Annotated in this window: 23 protein-coding genes; 2 read left to right on the forward strand and 21 right to left on the reverse strand. The window is 34.9% G+C overall.

What is annotated here, in order from left to right; translation table 11 throughout:
• Positions 1 to 72: 72 nt before the first annotated feature.
• The 8 genes from dnaB to V7014_RS03270 form a co-directional block, all read right to left on the reverse strand.
• On the reverse strand, positions 73 to 1,428 hold the full coding sequence (gene dnaB / locus V7014_RS03235) for a replicative DNA helicase (RefSeq protein WP_438824855.1): 1,356 nt from the start codon (positions 1,426 to 1,428) through the stop codon (positions 73 to 75).
• 211 nt (positions 1,429 to 1,639) lie between these two features.
• A complete protein-coding gene (rplI, locus tag V7014_RS03240; RefSeq protein WP_335504126.1) occupies positions 1,640 to 2,089 on the reverse strand; it encodes a 50S ribosomal protein L9 in 450 nt (149 codons plus the stop codon).
• Entirely contained in the window at positions 2,086 to 4,059 is a 1,974-nt protein-coding gene (locus V7014_RS03245; protein ID WP_335504128.1) for a DHH family phosphoesterase, read from the reverse strand. Before V7014_RS03245 ends, rplI begins: the two co-directional genes overlap by 4 nt.
• A gap of 56 nt (positions 4,060 to 4,115) precedes the next feature.
• Positions 4,116 to 5,057 carry a YybS family protein gene (locus V7014_RS03250; RefSeq protein WP_335504129.1) on the reverse strand — a complete coding sequence of 314 codons (942 nt, stop codon included), beginning with the start codon at positions 5,055 to 5,057 and terminating at the stop codon, positions 4,116 to 4,118.
• Positions 5,058 to 5,424: 367 nt separating this feature from the next.
• Positions 5,425 to 7,494, reverse strand: coding sequence for an ABC transporter permease (locus tag V7014_RS03255; protein WP_335504131.1), 2,070 nt, complete (start codon positions 7,492 to 7,494; stop codon positions 5,425 to 5,427).
• Positions 7,491 to 8,249: an ABC transporter ATP-binding protein gene (locus V7014_RS03260; protein WP_335504134.1), complete on the reverse strand. Its 759-nt coding sequence runs from the start codon at positions 8,247 to 8,249 to the stop codon at positions 7,491 to 7,493. The genes V7014_RS03255 and V7014_RS03260 overlap by 4 nt, the downstream gene beginning before the upstream one ends.
• A 96-nt stretch (positions 8,250 to 8,345) precedes the next feature.
• Positions 8,346 to 9,353: a sensor histidine kinase gene (locus tag V7014_RS03265; protein ID WP_335504136.1), complete on the reverse strand. Its 1,008-nt coding sequence runs from the start codon at positions 9,351 to 9,353 to the stop codon at positions 8,346 to 8,348.
• On the reverse strand, positions 9,328 to 10,008 hold the full coding sequence (locus V7014_RS03270) for a response regulator transcription factor (protein WP_335504138.1): 681 nt from the start codon (positions 10,006 to 10,008) through the stop codon (positions 9,328 to 9,330). The genes V7014_RS03265 and V7014_RS03270 overlap by 26 nt, the downstream gene beginning before the upstream one ends.
• Positions 10,009 to 10,394: 386 nt before the next feature.
• On the opposite strand from V7014_RS03270, the gene V7014_RS03275 reads away from it, so the two are divergent.
• Complete coding sequence (locus tag V7014_RS03275; RefSeq protein ID WP_335504140.1) at positions 10,395 to 10,604, forward strand: hypothetical protein; 210 nt, start codon at positions 10,395 to 10,397, stop codon at positions 10,602 to 10,604.
• A 341-nt stretch (positions 10,605 to 10,945) separates the two neighbouring features.
• On the opposite strand, the gene rpsR is transcribed toward V7014_RS03275, so the two are convergent.
• From rpsR to V7014_RS03305, 6 genes are all read right to left on the reverse strand, one after another.
• Positions 10,946 to 11,182, reverse strand: coding sequence for a 30S ribosomal protein S18 (gene rpsR, locus V7014_RS03280; protein WP_081707833.1), 237 nt, complete (start codon positions 11,180 to 11,182; stop codon positions 10,946 to 10,948).
• A gap of 56 nt (positions 11,183 to 11,238) precedes the next feature.
• Positions 11,239 to 11,769 (reverse strand): single-stranded DNA-binding protein, encoded by a 531-nt coding sequence (gene ssb, locus V7014_RS03285; RefSeq protein WP_335504142.1) that lies wholly within the window; start codon positions 11,767 to 11,769, stop codon positions 11,239 to 11,241.
• A gap of 71 nt (positions 11,770 to 11,840) precedes the next feature.
• The gene (rpsF, locus tag V7014_RS03290) at positions 11,841 to 12,128 is read right to left on the reverse strand and encodes a 30S ribosomal protein S6 (RefSeq protein ID WP_205063123.1); all 288 of its coding nucleotides are present in this window, start codon (positions 12,126 to 12,128) and stop codon (positions 11,841 to 11,843) included.
• A gap of 179 nt (positions 12,129 to 12,307) precedes the next feature.
• Positions 12,308 to 13,408 carry a redox-regulated ATPase YchF gene (gene ychF / locus V7014_RS03295; RefSeq protein ID WP_335504145.1) on the reverse strand — a complete coding sequence of 367 codons (1,101 nt, stop codon included), beginning with the start codon at positions 13,406 to 13,408 and terminating at the stop codon, positions 12,308 to 12,310.
• Positions 13,409 to 13,622: 214 nt separating this feature from the next.
• Positions 13,623 to 13,820: a DUF951 domain-containing protein gene (locus V7014_RS03300; protein WP_042352967.1), complete on the reverse strand. Its 198-nt coding sequence runs from the start codon at positions 13,818 to 13,820 to the stop codon at positions 13,623 to 13,625.
• Between the two features lie 11 nt (positions 13,821 to 13,831).
• A complete protein-coding gene (locus V7014_RS03305) occupies positions 13,832 to 14,722 on the reverse strand; it encodes a mechanosensitive ion channel family protein (RefSeq protein WP_335504149.1) in 891 nt (296 codons plus the stop codon).
• A 203-nt stretch (positions 14,723 to 14,925) separates the two neighbouring features.
• Here V7014_RS03305 and yyaC point away from each other — a divergent pair, with 203 nt between their 5' ends.
• Complete coding sequence (gene yyaC, locus V7014_RS03310) at positions 14,926 to 15,552, forward strand: spore protease YyaC (RefSeq protein ID WP_335504151.1); 627 nt, start codon at positions 14,926 to 14,928, stop codon at positions 15,550 to 15,552.
• Between the two features lie 209 nt (positions 15,553 to 15,761).
• Here the strand turns inward: yyaC and V7014_RS03315 are convergent, their stop codons facing one another.
• The 7 genes from V7014_RS03315 to mnmE form a co-directional block, all read right to left on the reverse strand.
• On the reverse strand, positions 15,762 to 16,475 hold the full coding sequence (locus tag V7014_RS03315; protein WP_335504169.1) for a DUF554 domain-containing protein: 714 nt from the start codon (positions 16,473 to 16,475) through the stop codon (positions 15,762 to 15,764).
• A gap of 79 nt (positions 16,476 to 16,554) precedes the next feature.
• A complete protein-coding gene (locus tag V7014_RS03320) occupies positions 16,555 to 17,397 on the reverse strand; it encodes a ParB/RepB/Spo0J family partition protein (RefSeq protein ID WP_335504153.1) in 843 nt (280 codons plus the stop codon).
• Positions 17,390 to 18,151 carry a ParA family protein gene (locus tag V7014_RS03325; protein ID WP_335504155.1) on the reverse strand — a complete coding sequence of 254 codons (762 nt, stop codon included), beginning with the start codon at positions 18,149 to 18,151 and terminating at the stop codon, positions 17,390 to 17,392. The genes V7014_RS03320 and V7014_RS03325 overlap by 8 nt, the downstream gene beginning before the upstream one ends.
• Before the next feature lie 285 nt (positions 18,152 to 18,436).
• Entirely contained in the window at positions 18,437 to 19,303 is an 867-nt protein-coding gene (gene noc / locus V7014_RS03330) for a nucleoid occlusion protein (RefSeq protein WP_335504158.1), read from the reverse strand.
• A 240-nt stretch (positions 19,304 to 19,543) separates the two neighbouring features.
• Positions 19,544 to 20,260 (reverse strand): 16S rRNA (guanine(527)-N(7))-methyltransferase RsmG, encoded by a 717-nt coding sequence (gene rsmG / locus V7014_RS03335; RefSeq protein ID WP_335504160.1) that lies wholly within the window; start codon positions 20,258 to 20,260, stop codon positions 19,544 to 19,546.
• A 21-nt stretch (positions 20,261 to 20,281) separates the two neighbouring features.
• The gene (gene mnmG / locus V7014_RS03340) at positions 20,282 to 22,168 is read right to left on the reverse strand and encodes a tRNA uridine-5-carboxymethylaminomethyl(34) synthesis enzyme MnmG (RefSeq protein ID WP_335504161.1); all 1,887 of its coding nucleotides are present in this window, start codon (positions 22,166 to 22,168) and stop codon (positions 20,282 to 20,284) included.
• Positions 22,169 to 22,196: 28 nt separating this feature from the next.
• The gene (mnmE, locus tag V7014_RS03345; protein WP_335504163.1) at positions 22,197 to 23,582 is read right to left on the reverse strand and encodes a tRNA uridine-5-carboxymethylaminomethyl(34) synthesis GTPase MnmE; all 1,386 of its coding nucleotides are present in this window, start codon (positions 23,580 to 23,582) and stop codon (positions 22,197 to 22,199) included.
• Positions 23,583 to 23,895: the final 313 nt, after the last annotated feature.

Genomic DNA, 23,895 nt, shown 5'->3' on the forward strand with positions numbered 1-23,895 from the left:
GCTAGACATCGCGCAAAAAATTTTCGAAAAAAGGAGTAAATGATTCAAGCTTTAAATCATTTACTCCTTTTCTTATGCACCAGGCGGCATCGAAGAATCATCATATCTTTGTTCAAGATTAACGAACTTATTATATTCTTTTACGAAAGCAAGCGAAACTGTACCAACAGGGCCATTACGTTGCTTGGCAATAATGATTTCTATAATGTTCTTATTCTCGGACTCTTTATCATAGTAATCATCACGGTATAGAAACGCAACAATATCAGCATCCTGCTCAATACTTCCTGATTCACGAATATCGGACATCATTGGTCGTTTGTCTTGACGTTGCTCTACACCACGAGATAGCTGAGAAAGTGCGATCACAGGAACTTTTAGCTCACGAGCTAATGCTTTCAATGAACGAGAAATCTCTGATACCTCTTGTTGACGGTTATCGCCAGAATTACCATCTCCACGGATTAATTGTAAATAATCAATGAGAATCATACCTAAACCATGTTCTTGCTTTAATCGACGGCATTTAGAACGAATATCACCAATTCGTACACCTGGCGTATCATCAATATAAATTCCTGCATTAGATAGACTTCCCATTGCCATCGTTAATTTGCGCCAATCCTCATCCGTTAATGCACCCGTTCTTAATCCTTGTGCATTGATGTTTCCTTCCGCACAGAGCATACGCATAACTAGCTGCTCTGCACCCATCTCTAGACTAAAGATAGCTACGTTTTCTTCTGTTTTTGTTGCCACATTCTGTGCAATATTCAGAGCAAAGGCTGTTTTACCTACGGATGGACGTGCACCAACGATGATCAAATCATTACGTTGGAATCCTGCTGTCATACGGTCTAACTCTGCGAATCCCGTAGGAATACCTGTAATATCTCCTTTTCGGTTTGCAAGAATTTCGATGTTATCGTACGTATTTACAAGAACATCTTTAATATTTTGGAATGCACCTGCATTTTTACGTTGGGCAACTTCCATAATGCTTTTCTCAGCTTCACTTATATAAGCTTCTACTTCATCTTCTCGACTATACCCGTCTTGAACAATTTGCGAAGCAACTCGGATCGTTCGGCGAAGCAAGGATTTTTCATCTACAATTTTAGCGTAATATTCAATATTAGCGGCAGTTGGTGCCGATTCAGCTAATTCACTTAAATAGTTGACGCCTCCAACATCTTCAAGGCTTTTAGAAGCTGCAAGTTCTTCGGTTACTGTGACCAAGTCCACTGCACTTCCGCTATTATTTAACTTCAACATTACTTGAAAAATCTTTTGGTGCGCTACTCGATAGAAATCTTCAGCCATTAAATACTCTGATGCCACAATAATAGAAGAAGGCTGCAAAAATATTGCGCCTAATACTGCTTGCTCAGCTTCTATGTTTTGAGGCGGTATTTGATTTTGAAACATTTCACTCAACGTTTGCAACCTCCTCTCCAATCCGTTTAAAAACATCTCTATATAAAGACGACCCCTATACAGTTCATATATTGAAAAGAAGGAGTCGTCTTTTATCATTCAAACAAACATTTATCAAATATTTAACTCATTTTGTGTAATAAAATAATTGCCTACATCATTTTACAACCTTTATGCATTATGGTAAAGGTCAAAATTTAGCTTATTTAACTTCTTTTACATGTACATTTAATGTTGCCATTACTTCATGATGAAGCTTAACAGGCACTTTTGTGTAACCTAGTGCTCTAATTCCATCTGCTAATTCCATTTTACGCTTATCAATTTTGATAGAAGATGAAGCTTGTAATGCTTCTGCAATTTGTTTAGTTGTAATCGACCCGAATAAACGACCACCATCGCCTGCTTTAGCGGAAATTTCCACAGTGATTTTCTCAAGTTTATCCTTTAATTCTTTAGCTTGTTGTAATTCTTCTGCAGCTTGTTGATTTACTTTATTTTTTTGCGCTTCAAGCTTTTTCATATTACCTGTTGTAGCTTCAACAGCTAGCTCTTGCTTTAATAAAAAGTTATGAGCGTATCCATCAGAAACGTTCTTTATTTCGCCTTTTTTACCTTTACCTTTAACGTCTTTTAAAAATATAACTTTCATTCTTTATGTCCTCCCTCAAGATATTCATCTATTGCAAGCTGTAATTTTGCAACAGCTTCATCCACAGTAATACCCTCTAATTGCGTTGCGGCATTAGTTAAATGACCTCCACCGCTTAACATTTCCATAATGATTTGCACATTGATTTCACCAAGAGAACGTGCACTGATGGAGACTTTACCATCTTCTCGTTTTGACACGACAAATGATGCACCAATGCCTTCCATTATGAGCAATGTATCTGCGGCTTGCGCAATCACTATTTGCTCATACACATCATCAAGATTTCCTTTTGCGATCGCAATATCTTGCTTATAGAATTTTACACTTTCAATTAACTTAGCCCGCTGAATAAAGATGTCTAAGTTTTCCTTTAAAAATTTCTGTACAAGGACGGTATTAGCACCATGCGATCGTAAATAAGATGCTGCGTCAAATGTTCTGGAACCAGTTCGTAACGTAAAGCTTTTCGTATCTACAATAATACCTGCTAATAAAGCAGTCGCTTCAAGCATTTCTATCTTGCTATGCTTGTCTTGATACTCTAATAACTCCGTGACAAGTTCAGCAGTAGACGAAGCGTAAGGCTCCATATAGACAAGCAGCGCGCGATTGATAAACTCTTCACCTCGACGATGATGATCAATAACTACTACTTTCTCAATGCTTCGTATTAACTTCTCATCTATAACCATCGATGGTTTATGGGTATCAACAACTACAAGCAACGTATCATCCGTTAAAATTTCATAAGCATCTTCAGGTGTAATAAAACGAGCAAAAAGTTCTGGCTTATTTTTTATCTCCTTCATTAGACGCTGCACACCTGTATCAAGTTCTTGAAAGTTTACAACGATATAAGATTCACGATTATTCATATTAGCTATTTCTGAAATACCAATCGCTGAACCAATAGCGTCCATGTCTGGATATTTATGACCCATAATAATGACTTTATCACTATCCAGAATAATATCTTTTAATGCATGTGAAATAACACGGGCACGTACTCTCGTTCTCTTTTCAACAGGGTTTGTTTTGCCGCCGAAGAATTTTGCTTTTCCATTTGGAAGCTTGATGGCTACTTGATCTCCACCTCGACCTAGTGCCAAATCCAAGCTAGATTGTGCAATATTCCCTAATTCCGGCAAAGAGGAAGCGCCACATCCTACACCAATACTGAGTGTTAAAGGAACATGTTGCTTTGTGGTTGTCTCTCTAATTTCATCTAAAATAGTAAACTTTGTTTTCTCTAAGTTTTGCAGTATGCTTTCATTGAAAATACCAATGAATCGATCAGATGATGTTCTCTTGATAAAGACGCCGTTATCTTTCGCCCACTTATCTAATAAAGAAGTCACTAAACTATTTAAACTACTTCTCTTTTGATCACTCATCGGTTGTGTCAGTTCATCGTAATTATCTAAGTAGATAATACTGATAACTGTTCGCTCATCTTCATACATTTTTTCAATTTCAACTTGTTCTGTTACATCAAAGAAGTACAATAACCGCTCAGAATGCTTATGAATAACCTTAAACTTTCTTTCATAAATTGTAACAGTTTCCGTCTCAATCTCATGCCTTATAATTGGTACAAGTGTATCAGCTACATCAAATAGAGATCGCCCAACAATGGTTTCCTCCTGAAAACAAGAACTCATGAACGGATTTGTCCATTCAATATCAAAATCCTCATTAACAAGCATGATCCCTATCGGCATTTCCAATAACGCTTCTTCTCCTACCTTCTTTAACCGGTAAGAAAGCGTAGAAATGTATTTCTCCGTTTCTTTACGATTATTCACTTCAATCCTAATAATCGTATAAAACAATCCAAAAACAATTGGAATGCCGATAACAGCAATGATCCACTGATGGTAAGCAAGAATAATGAGCAATACAGAAACTATTCCGATCAATCCCAAAAATGAATATCGAATAGATTTACTTTGTATATTTGATGACATTATTTCAGCTCCTAAAAGCTAGTAATTTCTACATCTTTACTTTTAATTATCCTTCATTACTTATTTGCTACTTTTTCTCGTATTGGGAATCCTAAATCAATGATTCCTAGGATTCGTATAAATGAAAGAAATATTGGTACAATGAACGTAAAAATAGTCACTGTTATAGGAAGAGCCTTTGGTAATCCTTTAGCATTGCTAAGGAAGAATAACAGTGAATAGCCTTGTATAAGGATAAAAAATTGTAAAGCAATTAATAAATTAGATATTACAGTAAAAGAAAAACTTCCTTGTTCAGGATTGATAACCAACGAAACAATCATGATAAATAAATAATACCATAAAAGGCTCTTTGGTAGTGTGATATCTCGAATAGGTGACATTTCAAATTTCTGATCACTTACTCTGTTAATAATTGGCTTACAAGCTAAGAAAATAATCGCAACTAATACAGTCGATGTGATAACAAGAAAACTCGGTAACAATGTTTCAACGAACGCTAATGATGATTTTAACTGATCAATCATCGGTTGCATTTGTTCTCCTTGACTTATCGATGATACTATACTCGCTGATTGATCAATCGCCTCCTCCATTATATTTATCGTTTCGCTAACAAAGTTAAAATCGAAGAATACAATGGATATTATAAACATAGCCAGGAGACAAGCAATAAATGTCAAAACGGACACAACAAACATTTGTAACTTACTTTTATTCGCACGAATATGATAGCCCATAATAATACCTACTAATCCATACATTATGGTTAATGGTATTGTCAAAAATGAACTAATTATTATCGTTAATAATACTGCTGCACCTAAGAATAAAAACGACTTTTGAAGATCGTATTTAATACCATACAAAATAAAAGGAACAGGCAGTAGAAACATCATAATCATTCCAGCAAAAGGTATGTATATCACTATAAAGAGCATAACTGCATAAATAGCTAGTAATACACCGCCTTCTGCTAATTCTCTACCTTTATTCAAATCAAAATAACCCCTTTCCTCTCTTACCATCTTACTAATTCTTTTTTATATTTATAAACAACATGCTTTCTAATGTAAGGTAAGACTTATATATATCCTTATTGTAACTATTATACCCTTTCTCCTAAAAACTTACCGCATTTCCATCTCCACCACACGTCGATAATGTGAAAACTTAATCGATGGGGTTCTTATTGGCCCTTATTCTCCCACTTTAACGTCTTCGCTTTTACTTTCGTTTTGATGTGGCTTCTTAGCACTAGTTAGAACGAGATAAATAACGCAAATGTTTCACATGAAACATTTTAAGCTCACAAAAAAATCGTTCACTATGTGTAATAATCACATGACGAACGATTTTTAGGATCTATTTATCTAATTCCGAGAAATATTTTCTTCTACAAACAAAATATAGAATCACTTGAATCACTAGAAAAGCAATACATACAAGGCTAGATTTCATAAGCATTGTCCATTTCATTGTGTCATTGGAGAAACTAACATAAATGTAATATAGCCCTAGTCCCATACCAATAAAAGTTGGCATGAAAAATGTTACCGCTAATTCTTTCGAAACCATACGTTGCAATTCTTTAAATGTGATTCCAATTCGTTTCAAGGAGATAATTCGTTCTTTCTCTTCTTCAATATCAGTTAACACTTTATAATACAGAACAACACCAGAAGCAACCGTGAACAGTATACCCATGAAAATCATGATAAAGAAGATAATCCCACTTGATTCTAATTGTAATGCTAATTCTTCATCTTTAAAAATCGGTCTGTATCCTTCTATAGAATTACCTGTTTCCATAGATATAGTTTCTTCCCAGTCGGAATCATCTAAACCATTATTATCACGTAACATTGCAACCAATGAAAGGAAATCCTTCTCATTAATATCTCCTTTTATTAAGTGTAATGTATCCACTTTATTAGGACCTACTGCATTTTTGAATGTTTCATAAATGCTATCATCCACGACAAGTGCATCGCCAGTTGAATAAGGTACTTTAAGTTGATAATTCACAAACGGTTTAGTCGTTTCACCGATATTCTTTTGTTCAAAAACTACAAATGTGCTTCCTTTTAAAGCTTGTTCAATATCCTGAAACTGTTGCTCTTTGCTAGCATCACTTGATTCTAATTGACCTATCACACGATTCAGGTGTTCCTCTTTGGCCACTGTTAAAATAGTCCGTGGATGTTGTTCTTCCCTGTTTTCTTCATAGACTTTTACCCAAAGCGCTTCATTTGGTTTTACATCATATTGTCTTTTCATATGCTTGCTGAAGTTCGCTTCGCTTATAATACTTGTTGCATCACCCCAGAAAGAATAATCATTCTTTAATTCTCTGAATTCAGCTACGTCCACATATTCTAACTGATCATACTGCGTAATCGAGCTACCATTGTTTTGTAATGCCTTCTCAACCTCAGCGCTATTCACTTTGTTCACTTGTTCGTTCTCTATAAACATAACATCATATGGGTTAAGTTTATCATTTTGCATTTCAGTCGAAGCATAAATAGAATATGATATTCCTACGAAATATATAGCTCCAGTAAGCAGTATAGAAACCATATAAAGCGAATTCTTATAAGCTAAGAAACGATGTGATAAATTAGATAACAATAACAACTGATTGTTATATAATTTATTAAAGCGCTTCATTACAACTTTATATATAGCAATCAATGTACCGATCAATACATATGGGCAGATAAGTGTTAATACAAAGAACACTGTCGCCATATATAACTGTTCTTTATATATTTCATTCAATAATGCCTTTGGCAGCAAAGCTGCGGACATAACAAATATGATAAAGGCTAATAACCCAATTGTAATGCTGTTTTTTCCTATTTCTCTTTTACTTGCTGAACGTAATATATCAACAATCGATGATTTTCTAATATAAAATACACTAAATAAGAAATTACATAAGAAGATAATTAGAAATACGCATACACTAAGTAGAACACTATTTACATGAAATTCAAAATCAATAGGATTAGATGGTAACATCTCATTCATCCCTAGATAGAACAGTTTTCCAAAAACAGCGCCTGAAACCAGCCCTGAACCGATAGAAAGTAGTAAAATACCTAGGTTCTCTACAAATAATAGCTTTATTAAATCTTTCGTTGTCATTCCTAAAGTGATGTACATTCCAAATTCTTTCCCACGATATTTTAAGAATGAAATATTACTATAGGTAATGAAAACGATGGAAAATATGATAATACCTACAAGCGACATTGTTATGGCTTCATACAATTTCGTCTTACCTGCTTGTTCAAGAACATCGGAATTGAACATTAAACTCCCGAAGATGAATAACATCACCACTATTAACGTATTAACAAAATATACACTCATAAACTTCCTAATATTATGAATAAAGTTTTTACGAATAATAGAAGAAAACGTCATGATTGAACGCCTCCTATTATACTTTGCGCTTCTAATATTTTCTCAAAAAACTGCTTGCGATCACCCGAAGAATGAATTTCCAATTCTACTTTTCCATCTTTAATAAAAATAATTCGTTTACAAAATGAAGCGGCAAAAGCATCATGAGTTACCATTAATATGGTACTGTTCATATCTACATTCAATTTTGTAATGGTACTCATTAAGTTGTTTGCCGACTTCGAATCTAAGTTACCAGTAGGCTCATCTGCAAATATAACCGCTGGGTCATTTACAATCGCACGCGCTGCCGCAACCCTTTGCTTTTGACCTCCTGAAATATGATAAGGGTATTTATCCTTTAGTTCCTCTATTCCTAAGAAAGTCATTAATTGTTGAACCTTCATGTTGATTTTATTCGGATCTACCTTATCTAAAATAAGTGGCAACGCTATATTCTCTTGCAATGTTAAGCTATCAAGTAGATTAAAGTCTTGAAAGATATAGCCTATATTTTCTCTACGAAATAACGCTAGTTGATCTTTTTTCATTTGTGCGATATTTTTACCACTAATAACAACCTCACCTGATGTTGCTTTATCAACACCCGATAATATATTAAGCAGCGTTGTTTTGCCGCTTCCGCTCGGTCCCATAATACCGACAAAGTCTCCCTTTTGAACAGATAGTTGGAGCTGATTAATAGCTGTTACTTCTTTCGTACCTTTAAAGCCGTTATATACTTTCATTAATTGATCGACTGTAATAATATCCATTTCTCATTTCCCCCTCTATGTAAGAGCTAACCGGTTTCTATAAGTAAAGTATAAAAGGGAAATGCATCGTTTCTAATGCATTTCCCTTACACAACCTTACACTTTTGAAAGGAAAGAAAGCTTTACTTTCGTACCTTTACCTTCTATTGATGTAATGGATATTTGGTGGCCTAGACTTTTAGAAATAGTTTTTACCATATAAAGTCCGATACCTGTTGCAGATTCATGTGTTCTACCGTTCTCGCCCGTAAAGAAAGGATCAAATACTCTCGGTAAATCTGTTGCCGCTATGCCTATCCCTTCATCTTGGATTTCTAATTCTACACTATCTTCATTTTTAGTAGCTGAAATCATAACTATTTTACTCTCTTGATATGGACTATATTTAACAGCATTAGAAATAATTTGTTTAAGTATATACTTACACCACTTTGAATCTGTTAATACTTCAATACTTTCATCTACCTTCACTTTCGGAAATACACCTTGATAAATAAAATCTCTCTTTTGCATATTGATGACATCTAAAACTAAACGCTGTAAAGAAAGCTTCTCCGGAATATAATCACGTGAAAATTCATCTAGACGCAATACATTTAAACTTTCCTCTAGATTAATTTTCAACTTCTCATTTTCTTCTTTAATATCCTCTAAATAATCCTCCTGTGGATGTTGACTAGTACCCTTTTCATATGCAAGGTCAATAATGGCAATAGATACTTTCATATTATGAATCCACTGAGAAAATAAAGCATTGCGTTCTTTAAATATGCTATTTAGCTTAAATAATTTAGTATGATATTCATTATGAATGTCATTTGTTGCTGTGAAAATCACCCGATCTTCAACTTTTAATGAGTCTATGCTTAAATTTGGACTAGATTTAGCATCCTCTAGTTTTTTTGTAAAACTCAAAAAATTCATTCCAGCAAAGAGAAGATATACTAGTAAAATAAATAAGCTAACCGTAATTGGATATATAAATTCTGTAAATCCGCTAGTTAAGTAAATGAGTGCCACTAAAATGGTTGTATTAATGCAATATGTAATAATAAAGCCTAATTTTACTTTCAAAAAGTTAACTGCTACTTGTTTCAAAGACATATCCTACTCCTCGCTTCGTTGTAATGACATTTTTAAGCCCTAAATCTGCGAGTTTCTTCTTAAGCCTAGTAATATTAACTGTTAATGTGTTGTCATCAACAAATACATACTCATCCCAAAGTGCTTCTAATAATTCCTCTCGCTTTACTACACTTCCAACTTGCGTTAGGAAGATTCTCATCAAACGAAACTCGTTTTTGCTAAGTTCGACCATTTGACCATCTACTTCCAATTTCATACTTTCATTATGAAGTGAAATATTATTTACTGTTAAAATAGGACGATCGGTCAAGTAGGTTGCTCTTCTTAATACGGCATTTATTTTAGCCAATAAGATCCCTACACTAAATGGCTTCGTTATGTAATCATCAGCGCCTAGTTCCATACCTCTTATTTGCTCACCTTCATCACTACGAGCCGATAAAATGATAATAGGGATATTCATTTTCTTTCTTAAAACGCTCAAATAATAAAACCCATCCAACTTAGGCAAATTAATATCTAAGAGAATTAAATTCGGATGCTCTATTTCAACCTGCTCCATTACTCTATTAAAATCCTTTACCGTAATTACTTCATAATCATAAGCAGATAAATATTCGCCAATATATTTTTGTAACTTTATATCGTCTTCAATAAGCATTATTTTGTTCATATATTCTACCTTTTCTGTTTTTTCTTTACTTCTAGTATAGTAAATATTCCTTAGTGATTCACTAAGAACTTGGAGATGACAGCTCTTTACAAACAATTGGAATATATTTCAAACAAAATAGAAATTGATTTTTAATGAACATTTTAGATCATAAAAGTAAAATCATATTTAACAAACAGATGCATTAGCCTACAACGAAACTGATTTATGTCAGTTTTTATTGTACCAAAAGGGCAGTATAGTGTATTAAGATACCTTCCATCTGTTTAATTGTGTGCCAGCTCATGTTATAATGAGGAACTTAGGATAATTACGACTTTTACTCATAATTGAACGGATGCCAAGAAAAGCCTCCGCCTCGCGAGAAAATATGGAGGTGTTAGAGAATGAATAAGCGATGGACGATTAGTAAAATTAAAGAATTTGTTGAGAACAATTCAGATAGTAAGTTGCTAACGACGGAATATCACGGTTTTTCTCAAAAGTTACTATTCAAATGTGCGTGTGGTAGCAACTTTGAGAAAACATTTACGAAATTTAAAAATAATAACCAACGTAAATGTGATGTGTGCCAACCGCCAAAAGCGTCACGCTAAACGTATAGCGAATAAACGAAGTGCCGATTTCTATTAAAGAGAAGTTGGCGCTATTTTTATTTTAAAGGATTAATTTGATGGATGATGAGTTAATGAATGAAAATATCTAATGTAGTCTTTTCATTCATTAAAGCACTTACAACCTCACTATTTGATTAGAAGATTAAAAGTAATGGCAATCATATGTTAAAGAGGCCCTAGTTGAGAAAATATTGATATAGAAGCTGGTATATTGGAGTTTCTGGACTTTTTTTAAAAAAGCTAGAATCGTTAGTCATTTAAAAATGTACACAAAAAAGCACAATAGAGTTGAATTCTACTGTGCTTTTAATACTATCTAATTACTCACCAGATACGTATGGAAGTAAAGCCATAGTACGTGCGCGTTTGATAGCAACTGTTAATTTACGTTGGTATTTAGCGCTAGTTCCTGTTACACGACGCGGTAAGATTTTACCACGCTCAGAAACGAATTTTTTCAATAAATCTACATCTTTATAATCGATGTGAGTGATACCGTTTGAAGTAAAGAAACAAACTTTACGACGTTTTGCACGGCCACCTCTGCGTCCACCCATTGCCATTGGTTTTTCCCTCCTTTTGTGTTTGTATATAAACAATACGGTTGTTTATATTAGAATGGCAGATCATCATCAGAAATGTCGATCGTTTGACCGCCATTTGCAAATGGATCATCATCTACACGAGTGTAGTTGCCACCTTGTTGTTGATTTTGATTTTGATTTTGGTTTTGGTTTTGATTCTGGTTTCGGTTTTGTCCGTAAGAGCCATAATCGTCTCTAGGGGCTGCACCGTAAGAACCACCCTCGTTTTTGTTACCTGCACCTCTAGGTTCTAAGAACTGAACACTTTCAGCAACAACTTCTGTAACATAAACGCGCTTACCATCTTGTCCTTCATAGCTACGTGTTTGTAATCGGCCATCCACACCTGCTAAACTTCCTTTTTTCAAGAAGTTCGCAACGTTTTCTGCCGGCTTACGCCATACTACACAATTGATAAAGTCTGCTTCACGCTCACCTTGCTGGTTTGAGAACGAACGGTTCACAGCAAGAGTAAAAGTTGCAACAGGAACTCCACTTGGTGTGTAACGCAAATCTGGATCTTTTGTTAAGCGTCCTACTAGAACGACGCGGTTCATCATCAGAATCAACTCCTTCTCTTCTCACACGTTCCATGAGAAACATTACAAGAAAAGATTTATAAAAATTTATATTATACTTCTTCTTTAATTACCATATGACGGATCATGTCTTCACTGATTTTTGCAAGACGGTCAAATTCTTGAACAGCAGCAGCATCAGCTTGAACTTTTAGGATTGTGTAGAAGCCATCACGGAAATCGTTGATTTCGTATGCAAGACGACGTTTACCCCAATCTTTAGTTTCTGTAATTTCCGCACCATTATCAGTAAGAACTGTGTTGAAACGCTCAACTAAAGCTTTTTTAGCTTCATCTTCGATATTTGGACGGATGATGTACATAATTTCGTATTTTCTCATCACTGTCACCTCCTTTTGGACTAACGGCCCATAATTGGGCAAGGAGCAATTTAATAATTACTCACGAGTTCTAAGTATAGCATAAGTGTCTCCTAATTGCAAAGCACCTATAGCATTCTTATTTTCAAAACAAAACGCCCAAAATCAATAGTGTATATTGACTCTGGACGTTATAACTATTATACATTAAAACGGAAGTGAATAACATCCCCATCTTGTACAATATAATCTTTTCCTTCTAGACGAACTTTACCTGCTTCACGTGCTGCAGCCATATTGCCACCTGCAAGTAAATCATCATAAGAAACTGTTTCTGCACGAATAAAGCCTCTCTCGAAGTCAGAATGAATAACACCAGCGCATTGTGGTGCTTTCATCCCTTGAACAAATGTCCAAGCACGTACTTCTTGAACACCAGCTGTGAAGTATGTTGCTAATCCTAATAAGTGGTATGCTGCACGAATTAATTGATCTAATCCAGATTCTTCAATACCTAATTCAGATAAGAACATTGCCTTTTCTTCACCATCAAGCTCAGCAATTTCAGATTCGATTTTCGCACATACAACGATTACTTCTGCATTATCCTTTTCAGCAAATGCACGTACCTTTTGTACATATTCATTTTCTGTTGCATCTGCTACATCATCTTCACCAACATTTGCTACGTAAAGAACTGGCTTGATTGTAAGAAGGTGCATCATTTTAACGACGCGCATTTCTTCTTCAGTAAATTCAACTGTACGAGCTGGTTGTTCATTTTCAAATGCTTCTTTTAAACGAACTAAAATATCATGCTCATACATTGCTTCTTTATCTTTTTGCTTTGCCATTTTTGCTACACGTGCAATACGTTTATCAACTGATTCTAAGTCAGCAAGAATTAACTCTAAGTTAATAACTTCAATATCTTCAATTGGATCCACTTTACCAGCAACGTGTGTAATATTTTCATCATCAAAGCAACGAACTACTTGGCAAATAGCATCTACTTGACGAATATGTGATAAGAATTTATTTCCTAAACCTTCACCTTTACTTGCACCTTTAACGATACCAGCGATATCAGTAAACTCGAAAGTTGTTGGAACTGTTTTTTTCGGTTGAACAAGTTCAGTTAGTTTTTGTAAACGATGATCTGGAACTTCTACGATACCTACGTTAGGATCAATCGTACAGAATGGGTAGTTAGCAGATTCTGCACCTGCTTGTGTAATTGCATTAAATAATGTTGATTTTCCAACGTTCGGCAAACCAACAATTCCAGCTGTTAAAGCCATTAAACATTCACTCCTCTATAAAATAAATGGGCTTCTGCTTTTATGAAAATAACAGCGGAAAGACCCTCATATACTGCTATATGGACTTTAAAATAACATAGTTAATTTCTATACTTAAACCTCTACCAATTATAGAGATTACACCTAAAAAAGACAAGTAAAGAATAGAAAAGCGGAAGCGCCCGGTTTTCTCGGTACAAAAAAAGAAGCATGATTATTCTTCATGCTTCTCAATGATTTTTTTCATTTTACGAACAAAATCCTTGCGTGGAATTAAAACGCTATGGCCGCAACCTTCGCATTTTACTCGGATGTCCATACCTAATCGGATGACTTTCCACTTATTCGCACCACAAGGATGAGGCTTTTTCATTTCAACAATATCATTCAAACCGAATTGTTTCTCTTCCATCTCCAGACCTCCTACATGTGCTTCGCAGTTTGTTTCCCTTCATTATCTTGTCTATTATACATAACCATACGTGGGAATGGAATTTCAATACCATTTGCATCTAAAGTAGTTTTTAATTCTTTGCGCAGCTCCCTCGCTATATAGAAGTGGCGCATTGGAATGGTTTCTGCTGTAATACGAAGCACTACTTCAGAAGGACCTAAACTTTGCACCCCAAGTAATTCAGGCGCTCTTACTAAATCTTCATAGCGATCAGTCATACCTTCAAGCATATGACTGATTACTCTCTCTGCTTTCTGAATATCTCCTTCATAGGCAATACCGATATCAACAATAGCAATGCTATTATGAACAGAGTAGTTGGTTACCTCTAGAATACTACCATTTGGAATGACATTAATCTCACCATTCATTCCTTTAATCTTCGAAGTACGAAGCCCGATTTCTTCAACCGTACCTTCAAATTGACCAATTCGAACATAATCACCTACAGCGAATTGATCTTCGAAGATAATGAAGAAACCAGTAATAATATCTTTTACTAAACTTTGTGCCCCAAAACCGACTGCAAGTCCGAGAATACCAGCCCCAGCTAATAGACCTTTAACTTCAATTCCAACGGTTCCTAAAATCGTCATTAAAGCTATAAAATAAACAAAATAAGAAACAACATTTTTTAACAGTTTTAACATAGTTGCTTCTCTACGTTCCGAAACACGTAGCGGGCTTTTCGCACGTAAAAGGAAAACATTCGTAATAACCTTCTTACCTATTTTCACTACGATCCCTGCAATGATAATAATTAGCGCGATTTTAATACATTTATCCATTAAATCGAGCCATAAATCTTCACTTGTCCACTTTGTGATAAAGCGTTCAACGACTTTACTTGAATAATCCAAACTTTTGTCACACCCTTTTTGTTTTGTTGAGATTCAGCGTTTTTTTAAAACCACTTTGGGTAAATAAATTAACACAATAGTCTCTTATATGATAAAGGTATTTTTTCCCCTTATGATAAACTTACCTATTTCCACTACTGCATGTATACATTTCCTTTTATTTCCGTATACTGTTACTACTACATCAAAGGAGTGGGAGTGTAATGAATGTTAAACGTAGCTTTCTTGACTTAAATAATAATAAAAAACACACACTATTTGAAGAACATGATGCAGTAGAAAAAATTTCATTAAATCTCTTATCATCGATTCCAGGAAACCACCCAAAATCTATAGTGGTAGCTTGTATTGGTACAGATCGATCAACTGGAGATTCTTTAGGTCCTTTAGTGGGGACATTTTTGTCTGAAAAACCAACCTCCCCTTTCCTTGTATATGGTACGTTAGAGAATCCTATCCACGCTGTTAATTTACAGGAAAAAGTTCAAGAAATCAAAGATAAACATCATGACCCATTTATCATTGCTGTAGATGCATGTTTAGGAAGAATGAAAAACGTAGGTACTGTTCAAATAGGTGATGGCCCATTAAAGCCTGGAGCAGGTGTAAATAAAAATCTACCTGAAGTAGGTAATATTCATGTTACAGGTATTGTGAATGTAAGTGGATTTATGGAATTTTTCGTTTTACAAAACACGAGATTAAATCTAGTTGTTAAAATGGCAAGAACCATTGCTGACAGCATTTATGTTGCTGGAGAATCATTAACAACCAAAGCAACCTATAATGATACAAGTTGGACCTTTGATTCAAAAGAAGCTACAAATTAAGAAAAGCGTAAGCGTCCGTATTGCTCCGTATGAGCTGAAGCCTTCTGACGGAGATAAAAGTTAAACGAAGAGACTCCAGACGATTTGTTTTGCCCAGCTTCATCGGCCTTTAAATTGACTTCTTTGTTTTATGACCAAGATAGTAAAGTCACACATAACGAAAAATGTATGTATTGTCTTAAAAAGGAGCTTTATTATAAGAGCTCCTTTTATAATTGTATATTACTATAATAAAAAGCAGCAGATAAAACTGCTACAACCAAAATTGCTGGTAAGAGATTTGCCACTCTTATTTTGGTAACGCCCATGATATTCAAACCAATAGCTATAATCATAATTCCCCCAGTAGCCGTCATTTCTATAATAAAAAAATCTAGAAGCTCTTTGGGAACCACCTTTGTAATTTGCGTTGCGAATAAAGCAATCGTACCTTGATACAGAACAACAGGTACAGCAGAAAAAATAACACCAATTCCAAGTGTACTGGCCAAGACAATCGATGTAAATCCATCAATAATACCCTTTGTATAAAGGATATTGTGATCACCTCTTATACCGCTATCCAACGCTCCTAACACAGCCATAGCTCCAATTACAAAGATAAGAGTAGCTGTTACAAACCCTTGCGCAACATAATTTCCTTCTTTAGCTTTTAGTTTAACCTCTAACCATTTACCAACCTTATTCAACTTTTCATCTAGATCAATAAGTTCTCCTAGCACAGCTCCTATAACTAAGCTTAAAATAACTATTAAAAATTGCTGACTTTTCAATCCCATTTGTAAGCCTATTATTAAAATAGCTAACCCGATTGCATACATGACGGTTTCTTTCGTTTTATCCGGAATATTCCGAAAATTCCTGCCGATTAGCGTACCTATAATAATTAGAAGACCATTAACCAATGTCCCTAGTAATGCCATTGTTGCAACACCTTCTCCGCCTTTATCAATATAATTTACAAATAAACCATCCAAAAAGGATGGTTTATCGGATATATTTTTACTTATCAAAAAGAGTTAAAATACGATTTAAATCATCTGGAGAGAAAAATTCAATTTCTATTTTCCCCTTCTTCTTTCGTTGCGTAATTGTAACTGTCGTTCCGAAACGCTCTCTTAGTAAGCTTTCTTGTTCTTGTATGAATATATCTTTTTTTACTGTTTTCTTCTTCGTTTCATGTGAAACATCTTCATTTAACTGTTGAATCCAATGTTCTAATTGACGCACATTTAATTCTTCTTTTATTATTTTTTGAACGATTATAGAAAGAAGCTCCTTGTTTTTTAAGCCTAACAAAGCTCTTCCATGTCCCATTGAAATAGTTCCTTGTGATATTAATTGTTGAATATCTTTCGGAAGTGAAAGTAAACGAAGATGATTCGTAATATGCGGTCTACTTTTACCCAATCTTTTAGCTAAATCTTCTTGGGTAATGTCTAATTTATCAAGCAATGTTTGATAAGCAGTTGCTTCTTCAATTGGAGTTAAATCTTCTCGCTGTAAATTCTCTAAAACAGCAAGCTCCATCATTTGTTGATTATTATAATCCTTAACAACTACTGGAACTTTCGTTAAACCAGCTGCTTTAGCAGCTCGAAAACGACGCTCACCAACAACGATCTCATAGCCCTTAATACTTTTCTTCACAATGATTGGTTGAAGAATACCATGTTGAATAATCGAAGCTTTTAATTCATCGATTCCTTGCTCTGAGAATATTTTTCTCGGTTGATATGGGTTAGGTCTTAATTCTTTTAACTCAACTTCTAGAACTAGATCCTCTTTAGTTGCTTCAAGGCCGGTAAATAAGGCATTAATCCCCTTCCCTAATCCTTTAGCCATTTGAAACCACTTCCTTTGCCAAATCTACATATACTTCTGCTCCTCGTGACTTAGCATCATAAATAATAATAGGTTCACCGTGACTTGGAGCTTCACTAAGACGGACATTTCTAGGTATGATTGTCTGATAGACTCTATCTTGAAAGTACTTCTTAACTTCTTCAATAACCTGAATACCAAGATTAGTCCTAGCATCTAGCATTGTAAGCAATACACCTTCAATTTTTAATTCCTCATTTAAGTGTTTTTGTACTAGACGAACCGTATTTAGTAACTGACTTAATCCTTCTAATGCGTAATACTCACACTGAACCGGAATAATGACCGCATCTGCAGCCGTTAATGCATTTATTGTAAGCAGTCCTAAAGAAGGAGGACAATCAATTATAATGAAATCATAATCCTTTTTTACTTTTTCTAGAGCACGTTTCAAGCGAACCTCTCTTGAAATAGTAGGAACAAGCTCAATCTCCGCACCTGCTAATTGAATAGTAGCCGGTATTACGTGTAAGTTTTCGACTTTAGCAGACTTAATTACCTCTGATACTTCTAAATCATCAACAAGCACATCATAAATACATCGTTCAACTTCAGCTTTTTCGATACCAATTCCACTTGTTGCATTACCTTGTGGATCAATGTCTACTAATAAAACTCGTTTGCCAATATAAGCCATGCATGCAGCAAGATTTACAGATGTCGTTGTTTTTCCAACGCCACCTTTTTGATTGGCAATAGCTATAATTTTTCCCACGATGTCACCTACCCTTATTCCTTCATCAATACAAATTAATTATATAAATGTTGAAAAGCAATCTATTATGTTACGAAAAACAAGTTTACATGTAATTTATTTTATCATAAAACATCGCGAGTAGATTTTCTAATCCGTAACTTTCTTCATTAACTAACTAAATAATCAGAAAAATAAAGAATAACTTTTGCTAATACTTAGGAAAGCAGATACTGCATTTTAGAATAAAAGAAAAGGAGCTTGGTTACAAATAACCTATTCTGAGCTCCTTATATCTTGATACATTTACTTTTTCTTTGGAATTTTAATTGTGAATTGATAGTATTCTTCATGCTCTTCTTCTTCAGCATTGAGATTGATTCCGTTATCTTTCACCATTGTTAATGACTGGCGTATCGTATTTACCGCAATTCTCATATCCTTACTAAAGGCCTTTCGCTTCGGCTTCTTCTTTTCAGTTGAAGTAGATAGAAGTTTAGCTACTCGATCTTCAGTTTGTTTTACATTTAATTGATTATCAATTATTTCTTGTAGCAAAGCTAGTTGCTTTGTCACATCTTTTAACGGAATTAATGAACGTGCATGACGTTCGGTAATAGTTTTATTTAATAGTGCTTGATGCACTTCGTCTGGAAGTTTTAATAATCGTAACTTATTAGCAACTGTTGATTGACCAATTCCTAATCTTTGCGCTAAAGCTTCTTGTGTAAGTTGATGAAGTTCCAGTAACTTGCTATAGGCAACAGCTTCTTCAATAGGAGATAATTCTTCTCGTTGTAAATTTTCAATAAGTGCTACCGAAGCTGTTTCAGTATCATTAAAGTTCTTAATAATTACTGGAGCTGTATCCCATCCTAGTTTTTGCATCGCTCTAAAACGACGCTCACCAGCAATAAGTTCAAATTTGCCTTGTTCATATTCTCTTACTACAATTGGCTGTATAATTCCGTGAGTATGTATAGTTTGAGCCAATTCGGTTATTTTTGCATCATTAAAAATCGTTCGTGGTTGAAATCTATTAGGAACGATTTCTGAAATGGGGATCTTTTTTATTTCATCATTGTTGCTTGGCTTTTCATCTACTGCCTTCTCTTCCAATATTTTTTCTTGCTTGTCACCTAAACTGAAAAAACGCGAAAAAGGATGCTTCATATCCCTAACACCACCTTTTAGAAACTCCCTTAGTACATATTCTCTATAAAAACTACAAGTTCCTTTAATTTTCTTACGACAAAATCAAACAAAATAAGAAAAACCGACACCGGTCCTTTTTGATATTTATCTTTAGTTCACTACAGTTTCACGTGAAACACTTCCTCACATTGAACAGATAGTAGTTTCCTTTAGGTTCAAAGAAACTGCTATCTATCAATGTTTTAAATAAGTTACTACTTATTCAATTGGAGATTTATTTGGTGTTCCTGCTTTACGTGGATATTTTTTACCTGTTGGTTTTACTTTTTTTACTGTAATGATGTTACGTTCACTATTCTCAAAAGGTAGATTCATGCTTTCTACCTTTTCAAGTTTACCACCTAAAGTAGTAATAGCTTTATTGCCAATATTCAATTCTTCTTGAGCACTTGCCGCTTTCATCGCTACGAAATGTCCATTTACTTTAACAAGAGGTAAACATAACTCTGAAAGTACAGACATTCTTGCAACTGCACGCGCTGTCACTAGATCATATTTCTCTCGGTGCATCGGATTTTGTCCAAAATCTTCTGCGCGACTATGATAAAAATGAACTGAATCTAATTTTAATGCATCCGCTAAATGATGCAAAAACGAAATTCTTTTATTTAATGAATCCACGATCGATACAGACAAGTGTGGGAAGCAGATTTTCAGTGGAATACTTGGAAACCCTGCTCCAGCACCAACATCACAAATACTTTCTACGCTGCTAAAATCAAAGTAAAAAGCAGCTGATATGGAATCGTAGAAATGCTTTAAATACACTTCTTCTTGTTCTGTAATAGCTGTTAAATTCATTTTTTCATTCCACTCAACTAATGTCTTAAAGTAGATCTCAAATTGCTCCATTTGCCAAGGAGAAAGTTGTATGCCTTTCTCTTCTAGCATCGTTTTAAATTGTTGTTCATTCATTCGTTTCCGACCTCGATATTATTAATTTGAAATACGAGCTATTTTACCTTGTTCTAGATATACAAGTAAGATTGAAACGTCAGCTGGATTTACACCTGATATACGAGAAGCCTGAGCTACAGTTAAGGGGCGTACTTGCTTTAACTTCTGACGAGCTTCAGTTGCTAAGCTATTAATAGCATCATAATCAATGTTATCAGGAATTTTCTTATCTTCCATTTTCTTCAATCTCTCTACTTGTTGCAATGACTTCTCAATATAGCCTTCATACTTTACTTGAATCTCTACTTGTTCTTTAATATCTTCCGATAATGACTGTTCACTCGGAATAATTTGTTCGATATGGGCATAATTCATTTCTGGACGTCTCAGTAAATCAGCAGCTTTAATACCATCTTTCAATTCACTTCCACCAGCGCTAGCGATTAATTCTTGTACTTCTGAAGTAGGCTTAATTCGAACTGTTTTTAATCGTTCTTTCTCTTCCTCGATCATGCGTTTTTTCTCATTAAATGCTGCATAGCGCTCTTCTTTAATAAGCCCTACTTTTGCACCAATATCTGTTAAGCGTAAGTCAGCATTATCATGACGTAATAACAAGCGGTATTCAGCTCTAGAAGTTAAGAGACGATAAGGTTCATTTGTTCCCTTTGTTACAAGGTCATCAATTAATACTCCAATATAAGCATCTGAACGATTTAGTATCACTTGTTCTTTACCTAATGCTTTAAGAGCAGCATTCAAACCAGCCATTAATCCTTGACCTGCCGCTTCCTCATATCCTGAAGTACCATTGATTTGACCAGCAGTATACAGATTTTCGATTTTTTTCGTTTCAAGTGTTGGCCATAATTGTGTTGGTACGATTGCATCATACTCAATTGCATAACCTGCACGCATCAATTGAACATTTTCCAACCCTGGAATAGAAGCTAACATACGTTTTTGTACATCTTCAGGTAAACTTGTTGATAGACCTTGTACATACACCTCACGTGTATTTCTTCCTTCTGGCTCCAAGAAAATTTGGTGGCGTGGTTTATCATTAAAACGGACAACCTTATCTTCAATAGATGGACAATAACGTGGTCCAGTTCCTTTAATCATACCTGAATACATTGGTGATCTGTGTAAATTTTCATCAATAATTTGATGTGTTTGTAAGCTTGTATATGTTAACCAACATGGTAATTGGTCAGTGATAAAAGCTGTTGTTTCATATGAAAAAGCACGTGGCACATCGTCGCCAGGTTGAATTTCTGTCTTACTATAATCAATCGAATCACTATTCACTCGTGGTGGCGTCCCCGTTTTAAAACGAACTAAATCAAAGCCAAGTTCTTCTAAGTGCTCAGATAATCTTACAGAAGGTTGTTGATTATTTGGACCACTAGAATATTTCAATTCGCCGAGAATAATTTCGCCTCGTAAAAATGTACCAGTTGTAATAACAATGCTTTTCGCTTTGTATGTCGCACCCGTTTGAGTCACAACACCCGTACATTTACCATCTTCAATAATTAATCTCTCAACCATACCTTGAACAAGTGATAAATTATCTTCTTTTTCAATCGTTAACTTCATCTCTTGTTGATATAAGAACTTATCAGCTTGCGCTCGTAATGCACGAACAGCAGGTCCCTTACCAGTATTCAGCATTCGCATTTGAATATGGGTTTTATCAATATTCTTACCCATCTCGCCGCCAAGTGCATCAATTTCACGTACAACGATCCCTTTAGCTGGTCCCCCTACCGATGGATTACATGGCATAAAGGCAACCATATCTAAATTAATTGTTAACATCAACGTTTTAGCACCTGCTCGGGCCGCTGCTAAACCAGCTTCACAGCCAGCATGTCCTGCTCCTATGACAATTACATCATAATTACCTGCTTCGTAAGACACTTCTCTTCCTCCTTTGTTATTCTAACGACTATTTTCCTAAACAGAATTGTGAAAATAGCTGATCAATTAAACTTTCATGAACAGCATCACCAGTAATTTCGCCCAATAGCTCCCACGCTCTTGTTAAATCAATTTGTACCAAATCAATTGGTACACCATTTTGTATAGCAGAAACCGCTTCTTCAATTCTTGAAATAGCCTGGGAAATTAATGCAATATGCCTTGTATTTGATACATATGTTATATCTCCAGCTTCCAAATCACCTTCAAAGAAAAGATCAGCAATAGCTTCTTCTAATTCATCTACTCCTCGATCTTCTAATAATGAAGTTGTCATAACTGGAGCATTACCAGCAAGCTCTTTTACACGTTCTAAATCAATAGCTTGAGGTAAATCCGTTTTATTAACAATAACAATAACGTCCATACCTTTTGTCACTTCAAACAACTTCTCATCCTCTTCAGATAATGCTTCTGAATAATTCAATACTAGTAGAATTAAGTCCGCTTCCTTTAATACCGCTCGTGATTTTTCAACACCAATACGTTCAACGATATCTTCCGTTTCACGAATACCTGCTGTATCTAATAATCGAAGTGGTACACCACGTACATTCACATATTCTTCAATAACATCACGCGTTGTACCTGGAATATCTGTAACAATCGCTTTATTTTCTTGAACGAAACTGTTCAATAAAGATGACTTTCCAACGTTAGGGCGTCCTACAATTGCTGTTGATAACCCCTCCCGTAAGATTTTCCCCTGCTCTGCAGTTTGTAATAACTTTTGCAATTGTTTCTGAACGTACGTCGCTCTCTCAATCAGCATATTATGAGTCATTTCTTCAACATCATCGTACTCTGGATAATCAATATTCACTTCTACATGTGCTAATGTTTCTAATATTTCTTGGCGTAGCTTATGAATAAGCTTTGATAAACGCCCTTCCATTTGATTTAATGCCACACCCATGGCGCGATCTGTTTTCGCACGAATTAAATCCATCACCGCTTCAGCTTGTGATAAATCTATACGTCCATTTAAGAAAGCTCGCTTTGTAAATTCACCTGGATCTGCAAGTTTCGCTCCATTAACTAAAACAAGATTTAACACTTTTTTAACCGATACAAGTCCACCATGACAGTTTATTTCAACAACATCTTCTCTAGTGAACGTTTTAGGACCCTTCATAACGGATACCATAACTTCTTCTACAACAGTATTTGTTTTTGGATCATATAGATGACCATAGTGAATCGTATGCGAAGGTACTTCACTTAGTTTCTTTTCACTCGGACTTCTAAATACTCGATCAACAATTGAAAGTGCTTGATCACCACTCAACCGGACAATAGCAATCGCTCCCTCTCCCATTGGTGTTGATATTGCAGCAATGGTTTCAAATTCCATCATGTCACCTCATTCTATCTATATCTTCTATTTCATAGAATTATTTATTTAAGAACCTCTTTACTAGCTTCTTGATTATTATCTACTTTCATTTATAACAGCATTTATTTTAATTATCGCCCAAATTAATCACCTAAATTACTACAATAACACAGTCTTTTTTTGAAAAAAAGAAAAAACCATCCTCGAAACTAATTGTCCACAATGCCTTGTAACTACAGTTTCCAACGATAATTGTAACTTATCCACATGTGAATAACAATGTTAGCTCATTCCATAACATTGTTATTCACATAACTATTCAGTTCTTTGT

Origin of the sequence: Bacillus sp. JJ722, from assembly GCF_036963345.1 — a bacterium.
Taxonomy (GTDB): domain Bacteria; phylum Bacillota; class Bacilli; order Bacillales; family DSM-1321; genus Bacillus_AD.

What these genes read in the sequence shown, in the direction of transcription:
- dnaB (WP_438824855.1), bottom strand. Translation starts at nt 1,428, where the DNA reads ATGTTTCAAAATCAAATACCGCCTCAAAACATAGAAGCTGAGCAAGCA.
- rplI (WP_335504126.1), bottom strand. Translation starts at nt 2,089, where the DNA reads ATGAAAGTTATATTTTTAAAAGACGTTAAAGGTAAAGGTAAAAAAGGC.
- V7014_RS03245 (WP_335504128.1), bottom strand. Translation starts at nt 4,059, where the DNA reads ATGTCATCAAATATACAAAGTAAATCTATTCGATATTCATTTTTGGGA.
- V7014_RS03255 (WP_335504131.1), bottom strand. Translation starts at nt 7,494, where the DNA reads ATGACGTTTTCTTCTATTATTCGTAAAAACTTTATTCATAATATTAGG.
- V7014_RS03260 (WP_335504134.1), bottom strand. Translation starts at nt 8,249, where the DNA reads ATGGATATTATTACAGTCGATCAATTAATGAAAGTATATAACGGCTTT.
- V7014_RS03265 (WP_335504136.1), bottom strand. Translation starts at nt 9,353, where the DNA reads ATGTCTTTGAAACAAGTAGCAGTTAACTTTTTGAAAGTAAAATTAGGC.
- V7014_RS03270 (WP_335504138.1), bottom strand. Translation starts at nt 10,008, where the DNA reads ATGAACAAAATAATGCTTATTGAAGACGATATAAAGTTACAAAAATAT.
- V7014_RS03275 (WP_335504140.1), top strand. Translation starts at nt 10,395, where the DNA reads ATGAATAAGCGATGGACGATTAGTAAAATTAAAGAATTTGTTGAGAAC.
- rpsR (WP_081707833.1), bottom strand. Translation starts at nt 11,182, where the DNA reads ATGGGTGGACGCAGAGGTGGCCGTGCAAAACGTCGTAAAGTTTGTTTC.
- ssb (WP_335504142.1), bottom strand. Translation starts at nt 11,769, where the DNA reads ATGATGAACCGCGTCGTTCTAGTAGGACGCTTAACAAAAGATCCAGAT.
- rpsF (WP_205063123.1), bottom strand. Translation starts at nt 12,128, where the DNA reads ATGAGAAAATACGAAATTATGTACATCATCCGTCCAAATATCGAAGAT.
- ychF (WP_335504145.1), bottom strand. Translation starts at nt 13,408, where the DNA reads ATGGCTTTAACAGCTGGAATTGTTGGTTTGCCGAACGTTGGAAAATCA.
- V7014_RS03300 (WP_042352967.1), bottom strand. Translation starts at nt 13,820, where the DNA reads ATGGAAGAGAAACAATTCGGTTTGAATGATATTGTTGAAATGAAAAAG.
- yyaC (WP_335504151.1), top strand. Translation starts at nt 14,926, where the DNA reads ATGAATGTTAAACGTAGCTTTCTTGACTTAAATAATAATAAAAAACAC.
- V7014_RS03315 (WP_335504169.1), bottom strand. Translation starts at nt 16,475, where the DNA reads ATGGCATTACTAGGGACATTGGTTAATGGTCTTCTAATTATTATAGGT.
- V7014_RS03320 (WP_335504153.1), bottom strand. Translation starts at nt 17,397, where the DNA reads ATGGCTAAAGGATTAGGGAAGGGGATTAATGCCTTATTTACCGGCCTT.
- noc (WP_335504158.1), bottom strand. Translation starts at nt 19,303, where the DNA reads ATGAAGCATCCTTTTTCGCGTTTTTTCAGTTTAGGTGACAAGCAAGAA.
- rsmG (WP_335504160.1), bottom strand. Translation starts at nt 20,260, where the DNA reads ATGAATGAACAACAATTTAAAACGATGCTAGAAGAGAAAGGCATACAA.
- mnmE (WP_335504163.1), bottom strand. Translation starts at nt 23,582, where the DNA reads ATGGAATTTGAAACCATTGCTGCAATATCAACACCAATGGGAGAGGGA.